The organism is Actinoplanes sp. NPDC004185, from assembly GCF_053603475.1.
In genome coordinates, this window is the sequence record NZ_JBSGFR010000005.1 from 96112 (window position 1) to 109608 (window position 13497).

Consider the following 13497-nt stretch of genomic DNA (forward strand, 5'->3'; position numbering starts at 1 on the left):
GTCGTGGGGTCCACCCCCCGCGGCCTGCGCGGCGGCTCTGCTCAGGCTGCTAACGTCCCCCCGTTGATCACCAGCCTCTCGTCTGCAGGAGATTCCGCTGAGACTCGAACTGCGCGGCATCACCAAGCGCTTCGGCGACCTGGTGGCCAACGACCACATCGACCTGACCGTCGAACCGGGTGAGGTGCACGCCCTGCTCGGTGAGAACGGCGCGGGCAAGTCCACCCTGATGAACCAGCTGTACGGGCTGCTGCAGCCCGACGAGGGCGAGGTGCTCGTCGACGGCGTGGCGCGGACCTTCCGCAGCCCCCGCGACGCCATCGCGGCCGGCATCGGCATGGTGCACCAGCACTTCATGCTCGTACCGGTCTTCACCGTGGCGGAGAACATCGCCCTCGGCGCGGAGAAGGCGCGGGCCGGCTTCCTGGACCGGCGCCGGGCCCGGCGCGAGGTGCTCGAGGTCTCCGAGCGCTACGGCCTGCCGGTCGACCCGGACGCGCTGGTGGAGAACCTCCCGGTCGGCGCCCAGCAGCGGGTCGAGATCGTCAAGGCGCTGACCCGCGACGTCGACCTGCTGATCCTGGACGAGCCGACCGCGGTGCTCACCCCGCAGGAGACCAGCGAGCTGCTGGCCGTCATGCGCAGCCTCGCCGCCACCGGCAAGTCGATCGTCTTCATCACCCACAAGCTCAAAGAGGTCAAGGAGATCGCCGACCGGATCACGGTGATCCGCCGGGGCCGGACAGTGGGTACCGCCGCCCCCGAGACCCCCGAGGACGAGCTGGCCGCCCTGATGGTCGGCCGGGCGGTCAACCTGGAGGTCACCAAGGCCCCGGCCGAGCCGGGCCGGGAGGTCCTCAAGATCTCCGGCCTGATCGTCGACGACGACCGCGGCGTACGCGCCGTGGACGGCGTCGACCTGGTCGTGCGGGCCGGCGAGGTGCTCGGCGTCGCGGGCGTGCAGGGCAACGGCCAGACCGAGCTGGTGGAGGCCGTGATGGGCCTGCGCGAGCCGCGGGCCGGGACCATCCAGGTCGACAACGAGGACCTGACCGGCATGACCACCAAGCAGATCCTGCGGTCCGGCGTCGGCTACGTGCCCGAGGACCGCAGTCTCGACGGCGTGGTCAAGGAGTTCACCGTCGCCGAGAATCTGGTGCTCGACCAGTACGACCGGGCGCCGTACGGCAACGCCTTCCGGCTCAACCCGGCGGCGGTCGCGGCGGCGGCCCGCGAGCGGGTGGAGCAGTTCGACATCCGTACGTCCTCGCCGGACGCGGCGGTCAGCACCCTCTCCGGCGGCAACCAGCAGAAGGTCGTGGTGGCCCGGGAGCTGTCCCGGCCGCTGCGGCTGTTCATCGCCTCGCAGCCGACCCGCGGCGTGGACGTCGGCTCGATCGAGTTCATCCACGGCCGCGTCGTGCACGAGCGCGACGTCGGCACCGCGGTGCTGGTGGTCTCCAGCGAGCTGGACGAGGTCGCGGCGCTGGCCGACCGGATCGCCGTCATGTACAGGGGCCGGATCCTGGCGATCGTCTCGCCGGACACGCCCCGCGAGGAGATCGGCCTGCTGATGGCCGGCATCACGGACCCCGCGGCCGCGGCGCCGGCTGCAACGGCCACCGAGCCGGGCACCGGGCCGGCAGCGGACGGCGACGGGGCCGCAGAGAAGGGGACCAAGTGACCACCGACGAACCGGTCGGCGCACCGCGGAAGCCGGCCGACGAGCCGGCCGCGGACCCGGCAGCCGCCACGGGCGTGCAGGACAAGCCGGCCGCCGGCCCGGCCCCGGACAAGCCGGGCGACGAAGACACCTTCCTGAACCAGTTCGTGCGCAACCTGTGGGCGGCCAACACGGTCACGGTGACGGTGCTGTCCGTCCTCATGGCCATGGTCATCGGCGCGATCCTGATCATCGTGTCCGACCCGGCGGTGCTGGACACGTTCTCGTACCTCACCGCCCGGCCCGGCGACGCGCTCAACGCCAGCTGGACCGTGGTCAGCAACGCGTACGCGGACCTGTTCAAGGGCGCGATCGTCGACCCGGCCGCCATCACCGCCTGGAGCAACGGCACCGGCACCTGGCGCCAGGTCGTCTTCCCGATCTCCGAGACGCTGACGTACGCGGCCCCGCTGGTCTTCACCGGCCTGTCGGTGGCGCTGGCGTTCCGCGGCGGCCTGTTCAACATCGGTGGCCAGGGCCAGGCGGTCGTCGGCACGATCTGCGCCGCGCTGGCCGGCTTCCTGCTGCCGCTGCCGCCGGTGATCCACCTGATCGCCGCGCTCGTCGCCGGCCTGCTCGGCGGCGCGCTCTGGGGCTTCGTGCCGGGCATCCTCAAGGCCCGCACCGGCGCCCACGAGGTCATCGTCACGATCATGCTGAACTACACCGCCAACCTGTTCCTGAGCTGGCTGATCCTGCAGAAGGGCATCCAGCAGAGCGGGCGCAGCGACGCGATCAGCGAGCCGGTCGACTCCTCGGCGCAGCTGCCGGCCGTCGGCGGCGAGGTCCGCGTCAACCTGGGCATCGTGCTGGCCGTACTGGCCACCGCGGCGGTCGCCTGGCTGCTCAACCGGTCGGCGTTCGGCTTCGAGCTGCGCGCGGTCGGGGCCAACCCGGCCGCCGCCCGCACCGCGGGCATCAGCGTCGCGCGGACGTACACCCTGCTCATGGTCACGGCCGGTGGCCTGGCCGGGCTGGGCGGCGCGACCCAGGTGCTGGGCACCGCGCATGCCCTGACCACCCAGGTGGCCGGCAACATCGGCTTCGACGGCCTGCTGGTCGCCCTGCTCGGCCGCAACCGGCCCTGGGGCACCCTGGCCGCCGCGGTGCTGTTCGGCGCGCTGCGGGCCGGCGGCAACCGGATGCAGTCGTTCTCGAGCATCTCCCTGGAGCTGGTGACCGTGCTCCAGGCCCTGATCGTCATCTTCATCGCCGCTCCGGCCCTCGTGAAGGCGATCTTCCACCTGCGTGCCGCCCGCTCCGCGCGGCTCGGCGCATCGATGGCGAAGGGCTGGTGACCCCGGTGTCGACGGCGACAGTGGACGACCTGACACAGACCGCGGCCCCGGCCCGGTTCTGGGACCGGCAGCGGCGGCTCGGGGTCGGCGTGGTCCTGATCGGCCTGATCGCGACGGCCGTCTTCGGGCCGCTCGCCCCCTCGAAGACCGCCCGGTTCACCCTGAGCGAGGACGCCGCGGGCGCGGCGCTGTCGATCAACGGCCAGCTCGGCACCATCCTGTTCGGTCTGGTCGCGGTGGCGGCGGGCGCGGTGCTGCTGGCCGGGCTGGCCCGGCGGTACCAGACGTCCGTGCTGAGCCTGGGCATCCTCGCGTTCGTGCTGTCGTTCCTGTGCTGGCAGGTGGCGGGCAAGTTCCTGCCGCTGGTCGACACGGCCAGCGGCACGCTGCAGCTCGCGGTCCCGCTGGTGCTGGGTGCCCTGGCCGGCGTGCTCGGCGAACGCTCCGGCGTGGTCAACGTGGCCATCGAGGGCCAGTTCCTGATGGGCGCGTTCGGCGCGGCCCTGGTCGGCACGATGGCGACCAGCGTCTGGGTCGGCCTGTTCAGCGCCGCGGTCGGCGGCGTGATCATCGCGGCGATCCTGGCCGTGCTGGCCATCCGCTACCTGGTCGACCAGGTCGTGGTCGGCATCGTGCTCAACCTGCTGGCGCTGGGCATGACCGGCTTCCTCTACGAACGGCTCATGCAGACCGACGCGCAGTCGTACAACCAGCCGCCGCGGATGCCCGAGTGGCGCATCCCCGGCCTGGCCGACATCCCGGTCGTCGGTCCGGTCCTGTTCGACACGAACCTGCTGGTCTGGCTGGCCCTGATCCTGGTCTTCGTGATCCACTTCGCGCTCACCCGGACCCGCTGGGGCCTGCGGACCCGGGCGGTCGGCGAGCACCCGACGGCGGCGGACACGGTCGGCATCCGGGTACGCGGCCTGCGCTACCTCAACGTGCTGCTGGGCGGCGTGATCGCCGGTGCCGGTGGCGCCTACTTCACGCTGGTGGCCACGGGCAGCTTCAACAAGAACATGACCGCGGGCGCCGGCTTCATCGCCCTGGCCGCACTGATCTTCGGTCGCTGGACGCCGTTCGGGGCGCTCGGAGCGGCACTGTTCTTCGGCTTCGCGCAGAAGCTGGCGACGTATCTGAGCGTCGCGGGCAGCTCGGTGCCGAGCCAGTTCCTCAACATGCTGCCGTACCTGGCGACCATCATCGCGGTGGCCGGGCTGGTCGGCCGGGTCCGCGCGCCGGCCGCCGACGGGCAGCCCTACATCAAGAGCTGACCGGCCGTTCAGGGGAGCCGCGACCGGCCGGAACGGTGGTGGGGCAGAATCGGCGGCATGGAGATCGACTGGGGCTCGCTGCGGGCCGCCGCCATCGAGGCCATGCGCCGCGCCTACGCCCCGTACTCCGACTTCCCGGTCGGGGTGGCCGGGCTCGTCGACGACGGCCGGGTCGTGGTCGGCTGCAACGTGGAGAACGCGTCGTACGGCGTCGGCCTCTGCGCCGAGTGCGGTCTGGTCAGCTCGCTGCACGCGACGGGCGGGGGCCGGCTGGTGGCCGTCTCGTGCGTGGACGCCAACGGCCTGCCGCTGATGCCGTGCGGCCGCTGCCGTCAGCTGCTGTACGAGCACGGCGGGGCCGACTGCCTGGTGGAGGCGCTGCCCCGGCCGCTGCGCATGGCGGAGCTGCTGCCGAACGCGTTCGGGCCCGACGACATCGAGAAGGTCACCGGGCCGTCCGCGGTGCCGGCCGTGCCCGCCCAGCTCGCCAAGTGGCGCGGCCGCGGGACGGTTTTCGTGCACCCGGACCTCTCCGGCGGGGAGCAGGTGTGGACCGGCTACTGGGAGCGGTCGGCCGGCAGCCCCGGTGAGGCCGAGGCGGAGAAGGGCGTCCTGGAGGAGGGACCGAACTTCCCGACCGCCGGTGCGGCGGTGACCTGGGGGCTCACCCGTACCCCCAGGGTCGTGGTCGTCGACGCCGAGGGCGGCCTGTCCTGGGCCGGCGAGGGGGAGCCGCCGGAAGGCATCGGAACCAAGTGGGAGCAACGATGAGCGAGTTCGCCGCGGTCGACGTCATCCGGACCAAGCGGGACGGCGGGGTGCTCTCCGACGCCGCGATCGACTGGGTCGTGGACGCCTACACCAGGGGTGTCGTGGCCGATGAGCAGATGTCCGCGCTCGCCATGGCCATCCTGCTGCGCGGGATGAACCCCGCGGAGATCGCCCGCTGGACCGCGGCGATGATCGCCAGCGGCGAGCGCCTGGACCTGTCGGCCGTCTCCCGGCCGACCGTGGACAAGCACTCCACCGGCGGCGTCGGCGACAAGATCACGTTGCCGCTCACCCCGCTGGTCGCCGCCTGCGGCGCCGCCGTGCCGCAGCTCTCCGGGCGCGGGCTCGGGCACACCGGCGGCACCCTCGACAAGCTCGAGTCGATCCCGGGCTGGCGGGCCGCTCTGAGCAACGACGAGTTCGTGCGCCAGCTCCAGGACGTCGGTGCGGTCATCTGCGCGGCCGGCGACGGGCTCGCCCCCGCCGACCGCAAGCTGTACGCCCTGCGCGACGTCACCGGCACGGTCGAGGCCATCCCGCTGATCGCCAGCTCGATCATGAGCAAGAAGATCGCCGAGGGCACCGGCGCGCTGGTGCTCGACGTCAAGGTCGGCACCGGCGCGTTCATGAAGGACGTGGACACCGCCCGCGAGCTGGCCCGGACCATGGTCGAGCTCGGCACCGCGCACGGCGTCCGGACGGTCGCCCTGCTCACCGACATGAACACCCCGCTGGGCCTGGCCGTCGGCAACGCGGTCGAGGTCCAGGAGTCGCTGGAGGTGCTGGCCGGTGGCGGTCCGGCCGACGTGGTGGAGCTGACCCTGGCCCTGGCCCGGGAGATGCTCGCCGCGGCCGGTCTGGACACCGACCCGGCCGAGGTGCTCAGGTCCGGCGCCGCGATGGACTCGTGGCGGGCGATGATCCGGGCCCAGGGCGGCGATCCGGACGCGGCGCTGCCCACCGCCCGCGAGACCGAGGTGCTCCGGGCCGGGGCCGACGGTGTGGTCGCGGGCATCGACGCGCTGGACGTGGGGCTGGCGGCCTGGCGGCTCGGCGCGGGACGGGCCCGCAAGGAGGACCCGGTGAGCTTCGGTGCCGGGATCATGCTCAAGGTGCGCCCGGGGGACACCGTACGGGCCGGCGACGTGCTGCTGGAACTGCGTACCGATGACGCCGGCCGGATCCCGGCGGCGCTGGCCACCGCCGAGGGCGCGGTCCGCATCGCGCCGAGCGCGCCCGCCCCCGCGCCGCTGCTGATCGACCGCATAGCCTGATCGGTCATGAAGGCCGCCCCCGATCCCCGAGCGGTGCGCGACGCCAGCCTGGACGAGCTGCACCGGCTCGGCCTGCCGCTGCCGCCACCGGCGTTCCCGCTGGTGTGGGAGCCGGGGGACGGCGTGGAGCTGCGACCGACGACCGAGCTGGAGGCCCGGGCGGCGGTGCTGCACGTGGTGGTGGCCCGCTGCTTCGGCATGCCCACCGAGGCGGCGATGACCTGGCTGCTCAGCTCACACCTGGTGGATTTCGTCACCCCGCCGGAATGGCAGTTCGTGGCCGGCGGCAAGGGTGACCACCGGTCTTTCGTGCTGCACCACGACGCGGTGTTCGCGCTGGCCTGGCTGCTGGGGCTGAGCCGGCACCTCGATCCGACCGAGCCGCCCGAGGACAGGCTGATGCAGCAGATGCCGGACCTGCCCGGCGGGGAGCTGTTCGACCGGTGGCGGTCGCGGTCGCTGGTGGCGCCGCGGGACGCGATCGAGGCGGCGGTGCTGCTCGACCTCTACTACTGCCTGGACTGGGCGTTCCAGGAGTCGGAGAAGGCCGGCGTGCCGGTGCCGGGGGAGATGGACAGCAACGCCATCGGGCAGCGCCGGTGGGCGCTCGAGTGGGGGGTGGTGTTCGTGGGGCCGTACCACGAGGAGCCGCCGGAATGGGAAGAGGTCGACCTCTCCGTGTAGGTCCTAGACCGGGCGGTAGACGGTCAGGTTCACCGCCGCGGTGACGGTCTGCTCCGCTGCCCTGATCTTGTCCAGGGGGACGTGGCGGGCGCTCGGGGTCATACCGATCAGGGTCCGGGTCTCCGAGGCGGTCAGGCTGAGCCGGCGGCGATGGGTGGTCGTGCCGTCCGCGCGGAAGGCGGGGCCCAGGGTCTGCGCCACCCGGTCCGCCTTGGCCGGATCGACCTGGATCAGGCCATGGGCGGTCACCAGCTCCCGGAGGTGCTCCGGGGCCGGGGTGACGACGAGGAGCATGCCGTCGCGGCGCAGGACCCGGTGGAACTCCGGGCCGTTGCGCGGGGCGAAGACGTTCAGCAGGACCGAGACCGAGGCATCGGCCAGCGGCAGGGGACGCCACAGGTCGGCCAGGGCCGCGCCGGCCCGGGGATGAGCGCGAGCGGCGCGGCGCAGGGCGGGTTTCGACACGTCGAGGCCGAGGCCCTGGGCTGCCGGCAGGGCGTCGAGGACGTGGGCCAGGTAGTCGCCGGTGCCCGTACCCGCGTCGAGGACCAGGCCGTCGTCCGCCCGTACCGTCTCGGCCAGCGCCTCGGCGATGAAGGCGTAATGGCCTTCGGCCAGGAAGGCCGCCCGGTCCGCGATCATCTCGGCCGAGTCGCCCGGATGGGGCGACCGGCCCGCCGTCAGGTTCACGTAGCCCTGCCGCGCGATGTCGAAGCTGTGCCCCTGGCGGCACCGCAGGGCCTGGTCGTCCGGCCGGGCCAGCCCTTCGCCGCACACCGGGCAGCGCAGGTACGGCAATGCTCCGTCGATCATCCGCTGCTTCCCTCTAGCATCTGTTGATGGTCGCCATCACCCACGCCGACATCGTCAACGCCCCGAAGGCCCTGCTGCACGACCACCTCGACGGTGGGCTGCGGCCCGCCACGATCGTGGAGCTCGCCGCCGAGATCGGGCACGAACTGCCCGAGACCGACCCGGACCGGCTGGGGAACTGGTTCGTCGCCGCGGCCGACTCCGGGTCGCTGGAACGCTACCTGGAGACCTTCGCCCACACCGTCGCGGTGATGCAGACCGAGGCGGGCCTGCACCGGGTGGCCAAGGAGTGCGCGCTGGACCTGGCCGCCGACGGCGTCGTCTACGCCGAGATCCGGTACGCCCCGGAGCAGCACCTGGAGCGCGGGCTGAGCCTGGACGCGGTCGTCGACGCGGTGCACGCCGGATTCCGCGAGGGTTGCGCCGAGGCGGCCGCCCAGGGTCACCACATCCGGATCGGCACGCTGCTGACCGCGATGCGGCACGCCGCCCGGTCGCAGGAGATCGCCGAGCTGGCGGTGCGTTACCGCGACACCGGGGTGGTCGGCTTCGACATCGCCGGTGCGGAGGCCGGCTTCCCGCCCACCCGGCACCTGGACGCGTTCGAGTACCTGCAGCGGGAGAACTTCCACTTCACCATCCACGCCGGCGAGGCCTTCGGGCTGCCGTCGATCTGGCAGGCGATCCAGTGGTGCGGCGCCGACCGGCTGGGCCACGGGGTGCGGATCGTGGACGACATCACCGGGACCAGCCTGGGGCGGCTGTCGTCGTACGTGCGGGACAAGCGGATCCCGCTGGAGCTCTGCCCGTCGTCCAACGTGCAGACCGGCGCGGCGCCGTCGATCGCCGAGCACCCCATCGGGCTGCTGCACGACCTGCGCTTCCGGGTCACCGTCAACACCGACAACCGGCTGATGAGCGGTACGTCGATGTCGCGCGAGATGGCGCTGCTGGCCGAGGCCTTCGGGTGGGGCTGGAGTGAACTGCAGTGGTTCACGATCAACGCGATGAAGTCGGCGTTCATCCCGTACGACGAGCGGCTGGCGATCATCAACGATGTGATCAAGCCGGCGTACGCGAAGTTGATGTCCTAAAGTCCGCTTTTAAGCGGCATTGGCGACACGTCCGTACTTTCGTCTCCCGAAACTGCCGATTCGGTCAGCCGCCTCATCCTTTCGGACAGAGTGCTGTCTCAAACACTGCACAATCCGGCATCTTGCCTTGCCGTCGGCTCCCGTGCGAGCAATCGTCTGTGCTGCCCGATCGAAGCTGGATCGGGTCCGGCCGGTGTGTGCGGGAACCCCGTGGCGCCGTTCGGAGCGAGTGACTTAAAGAGAAGCGCCCTTATACGAGCAGTGATGGCTGGCCGGCGATGTCCAACTCTTCGGACGCAACATCGCATCACACAAACGGTCCGGGTCAGGCTGCTCTTTCTCTTTGACACTCGTCGTGATGGAATCTCGGGGGCCCGACCCGGTGAGTCGGCCGTGTGCGGTGCCCGGTGATCCGATGGCCGGGTCCGAATCAGGAGGACGGTGACGTGAGCAAGCGCCCCAAGACGGCGAACGCTGTCATGTCGCGTCTCGGACGGCCGGCCGGCCGGCTGCGGGATCTGCCGATCTGGTCGAAGCTCGGGCTCATCATGCTCGTGCCCACGCTGGCGACAGTCGTCGTCGGCACCAGCGGCCTGATCGACCACATCAACGAGGCCAGTGACGCCGAGCGCGCCCGCACCCTGGCGGTGCTCTCACAGGCCGCCGGTGGCCTTGTCGATCACCTGCAGAACGAACGCGCCTACGGCGTGATGATCGCGACCACCAAGAAGGACACACCCGAGCGCAGGACTGCGGACTCCGCCTACAAGGCCGAGCACCCGAAGGTGGACGCGGCGAAGCTGCCGTACTCGCAGCAGAAGGCCGCCCTCGACGACGTGCCGGATCAGGTCGACATCCTGCTCAAGCGGCTCGACAGCAACCTGCTCGAGCTGCCGTCGATCCGCAGCCGCACCGCCAACGGCGACTTCGGTCCCGACGACCTCAGGGCCAATTACGACCCCCTGATCAACGACCTGCTGAACGTCCGCGACGCGTCCGCGCAGCTCGCCCAGGACACCAACCTCAGCGACCGGTTGCGGGTCGTCGCCGCCGTCGCCCGGGGCAAGGACTACATCTCCCAGCAGCGCGCTGTCGGCCTCGAAGTGCTGGGCACCGAGGACTTCACGCCCCCCCTGCGGCGCAAGTTCCTGCTCACCGACACCGGGTTCGCGATCTCCAACGCCGCTATGCGCCAGGTCGCGACCGACGAGGACAAGGCACTCTTCGATCGGGTCGTCAGCGGCCCGGCCAAGCGCGCCGCCACCAACCTCACCGGCCCGCTGCAGGGCCTGGCCACGAACAACTCCAGGTCGATCCCGTTCAACCGCTCCCAGTGGGAAACGGCGATGCTGGGATACAACGACCTGTTCCGCAACGTCGAGAACCGCCTCGACAGCCAAATCGTGGAGCAGGCCACCGACATCCGCGACGACGTGCAGACCCAGGTCTTCGTCGAGACCAGCGTCCTGCTCGGCCTGCTGCTGCTCTCCATCGTCTTCGCCGCCCTGGTCGCCCGCTCGATGGCGCGCTCGCTGCGCGAGCTGCGCCAGGGTGCCCTGAACGTCGCCCAGTTCGGCCTGCCCCAGGCGGTCGAGCGGCTGCGGGATCCGGCCCTCACCGGTTCGCTGACCCCGGCGCAGGTCGCCGACCAGGTCGCCGAGCCGCTGCCGGTGCGCAGCCGGGACGAGTTCGGGCAGGTGACCGAGGCGTTCAACGCGGTCCACCTCGAAGCCGTCCGCACCGCCGCCGAGCAGGCCGCCCTGCGGTCCTCGGTCGCGACGATGTTCGTCAACCTGGCCCGCCGTTCGCAGATCCTGGTCGACCGGCTCATCGGCCACCTCGACCGCCTCGAACGCGGCGAGGAGGACCCGGACCGCCTGGCCGAGCTCTTCCAGCTCGACCACCTCGCCACCCGGATGCGTCGCAACGACGAGAACCTCCTGGTCCTCGCCGGTGCCGACTCGACCCGTGTGCAGCGGGAGCCGGCGGCCCTGATCGACGTGCTCCGCGCCGCGCAGTCCGAGGTCGAGCACTACACCCGCATCGAGTTCGGCATGATCGACCGGGACATCGAGGTGTCCGCGCACGCGGTCAACGACATGGTCCACCTGGTCGCCGAGCTCTTCGACAACGCGACCGCGTTCTCCCCGCCGAACTCGCACGTCATCGTCGAGGCCCGGCGCCTGGGCGACGGCGCGGTGCTCTCGGTCGAGGACCGCGGCATCGGCATCAGCCGCGAGCAGCTGCGCGACCTCAACGAGCGGCTCGCCCAGCCGCCGATGGTGGATGTGGCCGTCTCCCGGATGATGGGCCTGGTCGTGGTCGCCCGCCTGGCCAACCGGCACGGCGTCAAGGTCGAGCTGCGCCCGGCCGACACCGAGCGCGGCACGGTCGCCGACGTGGGCCTGCCGGCCAGCGTCATGGTCTCCGCCTCGGCGGTGGCCCGCCAGCAGCCCGGCTCCAACTCGTTCGACCAGCCGGCGCGCAACGCGTTCACCGAGCCGCCGCTGGCCCTCGAGAGCAGCTCCAACGGCCGCGGTGGCTACCCCACCGGGCGCCCGTTCGACCCCAACCCGCCGATGCCCGCCGGTGGCATGCTCGGTGCCGGTGGCAACGGCAACCGTTCGGTCCCGGCCTGGTCGGATCTGACCGGCGCCCCCTCGAACGGCTTCGAGCCCGCCGGCAACGGCAACGGCTTCGGCGGTCCGAGCAACGGCTTCGGTGGCCCCAGCAACGGCTTCGGCGGCCCGAGCAACGGCTTCGGCGGTGCCAACGGCTCCGGCAACGGCGCAAACGGGGCCAACGGCTTCCACGGCCCCCGCAGCAACGAGCCGATCCCGCCGCGGCCGCAGTCGCCGGCCGGCCCGCAGGGCTTCAGCGGTCCCGACGGGCTGCCGCAGCGCCGCAACGGTGACGCCTACCGGCCGGAGGACACCGGCTCGTACGGCCACACCATCCCGCGTCAGCTGCCGGCCAACCCGGAGTCGCAGGGTCGCAACACGTTCGTGCCGCCGGTCTCCGCGCCCCCGGTCCCGCCGGTGTCCGCGCCGCCGGTGCCGTCCGCCCCGCCGTACGGTGCTGGCCGGCCGGTCTCCGCGCCGCCCGTGTCGTCGGCCCCGCCGGCTTCCGCACCGCCGTACCAGGGTCAGCAGCCCGGCCAGAACAGGCCCAGCTCGGCGCCGCCCGCGCCGCAGTCGGCCGCTCCGGCCCCGCCCGCCTGGCCGCCGGTCAGCGCGGAGCGCGAGTCCGGCAGCAGCAGCGCCCCGCACGTCCCGGAGAGCCTCGCGGCCGCCCTGGACATGACGGCGGAGCTGCCCCGCTACCGCTCCGACCGCGGTGCCTCGAGCTCGCAGCCCCAGGTTGCCCGCCCGACCAACCCGCAGAACGCCACGCCGCAGTCCGAGGCGGAACGGTCGGCCGCGGCCGCCGCAGCCGCCCACGAGGCAGCGACCGCGCAGGCAGCCGCCGCTCAGGCGACCGCCGCCGCGCAGATCGCCGCCGCCCAGGCCGCGGCGCGTCAGCGACAGTCCGGGGAGACGCCGGCGCAGTTCGCCGACGAGACCATGGAACTGCCGATCTTCCGCGAGCTCGAGTCGGCCTGGTTCACCACGGCCCGGCCCAGCGAGCCCGCGAAGCAGGCCCCCGCCGCCACCCCGGCGCCGTCGAACGACGACAACGCCGACTCGGTGGTCACCACCCAGCGCTTCTCCACCGGGGAACCGGCGCGCTCGGTCGGGGTGCCGCAGCAGGCCTCCCCGGAGTCCCGCGGAGACCGAGAGCCGGCCCCGGTCGGCGCGGTCGCAGCGAACGGAAACGGCAACAGCTCACTGAACGGCGCCGTCTCGAGCCCGTGGCAGACCGCCGCGGACGACGGCTGGCAGGCCGCCCGCAAGGCGGCCGAGATGCCGGTCGACACCACGACGACGGCAGGTCTGCCGCGCCGCACGCCGATGGCACAGCTCGTGCCGGGTGGCGTCGACCGGGCCGAGACCTCCGTACAACGCCGCACACCCGAGGCGGTTCGCGGGCTCCTGTCCGCTTACCATCGCGGGGTGCAGCGGGGTCGCACGAAGGAAAATTCGACCAACCCGGAGGAGACTCCGGGAGGGCAGCAGTCCTCGCAGGCTGGCAAGGAGCATGAGGCATGACAAGTACGCAGGATCTGGGTTGGCTGCTCGCCAACTTTGCCGACCGCGTTCCCGGAGTGGCGCACGCGATCGCGGTTTCCGCCGACGGTCTGCTTCTCGCGGCCTCCAGGGACCTTCCGCGTGACCGCGCCGACCAGCTGGCGGCCATCGCCTCCGGCCTGGTCAGCCTCACTCAGGGCGCCGCGCGGTGCTTCGAGGGTGGTGCGGTGCTGCAGACGGTCGTCGAGATGGACAACGGGTTCCTCTTCCTGATGTCGATCTCCGACGGTTCGTCGTTCGCCGTGCTCGCAGCCCGCAGCTGCGACGTCGGTCAGGTGGGCTACGAGATGGCGCTCCTGGTCGACCGGGTCGGCGAGGCGCTCACGCCCGCGCCGCGCTCCGCCGCCGGGGTGCTCGGCTGAACGGATGCATTGTCGGC

The 13497-nt window shown here is 72.1% G+C and carries 10 protein-coding genes; 9 read left to right on the plus strand and 1 reads right to left on the minus strand.

What is annotated here, in order from left to right; genetic code table 11:
• Positions 1 to 142 precede the first annotated feature (142 nt).
• The 6 genes from ACWEOZ_RS07050 to ACWEOZ_RS07075 all read left to right on the plus strand — a co-directional run bounded on the left by ACWEOZ_RS07050 (position 143) and on the right by ACWEOZ_RS07075 (position 7024).
• Positions 143 to 1684, plus strand: a complete 1542-nt coding sequence (locus ACWEOZ_RS07050; protein ID WP_451909817.1) for an ABC transporter ATP-binding protein — start codon at positions 143 to 145, stop codon at positions 1682 to 1684.
• 134 nt (positions 1685 to 1818) lie between these two features.
• Entirely contained in the window at positions 1819 to 3021 is a 1203-nt protein-coding gene (locus ACWEOZ_RS07055; protein ID WP_451909956.1) for an ABC transporter permease, read from the plus strand.
• Positions 3022 to 3026: 5 nt separating this feature from the next.
• Positions 3027 to 4295 carry an ABC transporter permease gene (locus ACWEOZ_RS07060; RefSeq protein ID WP_451909818.1) on the plus strand — a complete coding sequence of 423 codons (1269 nt, stop codon included), beginning with the start codon at positions 3027 to 3029 and terminating at the stop codon, positions 4293 to 4295.
• Between the two features lie 57 nt (positions 4296 to 4352).
• The gene (locus ACWEOZ_RS07065) at positions 4353 to 5066 is read left to right on the plus strand and encodes a cytidine deaminase (protein WP_451909819.1); all 714 of its coding nucleotides are present in this window, start codon (positions 4353 to 4355) and stop codon (positions 5064 to 5066) included.
• Positions 5063 to 6340 carry a thymidine phosphorylase gene (locus ACWEOZ_RS07070; RefSeq protein WP_451909820.1) on the plus strand — a complete coding sequence of 426 codons (1278 nt, stop codon included), beginning with the start codon at positions 5063 to 5065 and terminating at the stop codon, positions 6338 to 6340. Before ACWEOZ_RS07065 ends, ACWEOZ_RS07070 begins: the two co-directional genes overlap by 4 nt.
• 6 nt (positions 6341 to 6346) lie before the next feature.
• Positions 6347 to 7024 (plus strand): DUF4272 domain-containing protein, encoded by a 678-nt coding sequence (locus ACWEOZ_RS07075; protein ID WP_451909821.1) that lies wholly within the window; start codon positions 6347 to 6349, stop codon positions 7022 to 7024.
• Positions 7025 to 7027: 3 nt separating this feature from the next.
• Here ACWEOZ_RS07075 and ACWEOZ_RS07080 read toward each other — a convergent pair whose 3' ends face one another.
• Complete coding sequence (locus tag ACWEOZ_RS07080) at positions 7028 to 7837, minus strand: putative RNA methyltransferase (RefSeq protein ID WP_451909822.1); 810 nt, start codon at positions 7835 to 7837, stop codon at positions 7028 to 7030.
• A 26-nt stretch (positions 7838 to 7863) separates the two neighbouring features.
• On the opposite strand from ACWEOZ_RS07080, the gene ACWEOZ_RS07085 reads away from it, so the two are divergent.
• The 3 genes from ACWEOZ_RS07085 (at position 7864) to ACWEOZ_RS07095 (ending at position 13480) form a co-directional block, all read left to right on the plus strand.
• Complete coding sequence (locus ACWEOZ_RS07085; protein ID WP_451909823.1) at positions 7864 to 8931, plus strand: adenosine deaminase; 1068 nt, start codon at positions 7864 to 7866, stop codon at positions 8929 to 8931.
• 446 nt (positions 8932 to 9377) lie between these two features.
• The gene (locus ACWEOZ_RS07090; protein ID WP_451909824.1) at positions 9378 to 13079 is read left to right on the plus strand and encodes a sensor histidine kinase; all 3702 of its coding nucleotides are present in this window, start codon (positions 9378 to 9380) and stop codon (positions 13077 to 13079) included.
• The gene (locus tag ACWEOZ_RS07095) at positions 13076 to 13480 is read left to right on the plus strand and encodes a roadblock/LC7 domain-containing protein (RefSeq protein WP_014447580.1); all 405 of its coding nucleotides are present in this window, start codon (positions 13076 to 13078) and stop codon (positions 13478 to 13480) included. The genes ACWEOZ_RS07090 and ACWEOZ_RS07095 overlap by 4 nt, the downstream gene beginning before the upstream one ends.
• Positions 13481 to 13497: the final 17 nt, after the last annotated feature.

Excerpts from the sequence above, each read along its gene's own strand:
- ACWEOZ_RS07095 (WP_014447580.1), top strand. The coding sequence starts at position 13,076 with ATGACAAGTACGCAGGATCTGGGTTGGCTGCTCGCCAACTTTGCCGAC.
- ACWEOZ_RS07080 (WP_451909822.1), bottom strand. The coding sequence starts at position 7,837 with ATGATCGACGGAGCATTGCCGTACCTGCGCTGCCCGGTGTGCGGCGAA.
- ACWEOZ_RS07065 (WP_451909819.1), top strand. The coding sequence starts at position 4,353 with ATGGAGATCGACTGGGGCTCGCTGCGGGCCGCCGCCATCGAGGCCATG.
- ACWEOZ_RS07070 (WP_451909820.1), top strand. The coding sequence starts at position 5,063 with ATGAGCGAGTTCGCCGCGGTCGACGTCATCCGGACCAAGCGGGACGGC.
- ACWEOZ_RS07085 (WP_451909823.1), top strand. The coding sequence starts at position 7,864 with ATGGTCGCCATCACCCACGCCGACATCGTCAACGCCCCGAAGGCCCTG.
- ACWEOZ_RS07075 (WP_451909821.1), top strand. The coding sequence starts at position 6,347 with ATGAAGGCCGCCCCCGATCCCCGAGCGGTGCGCGACGCCAGCCTGGAC.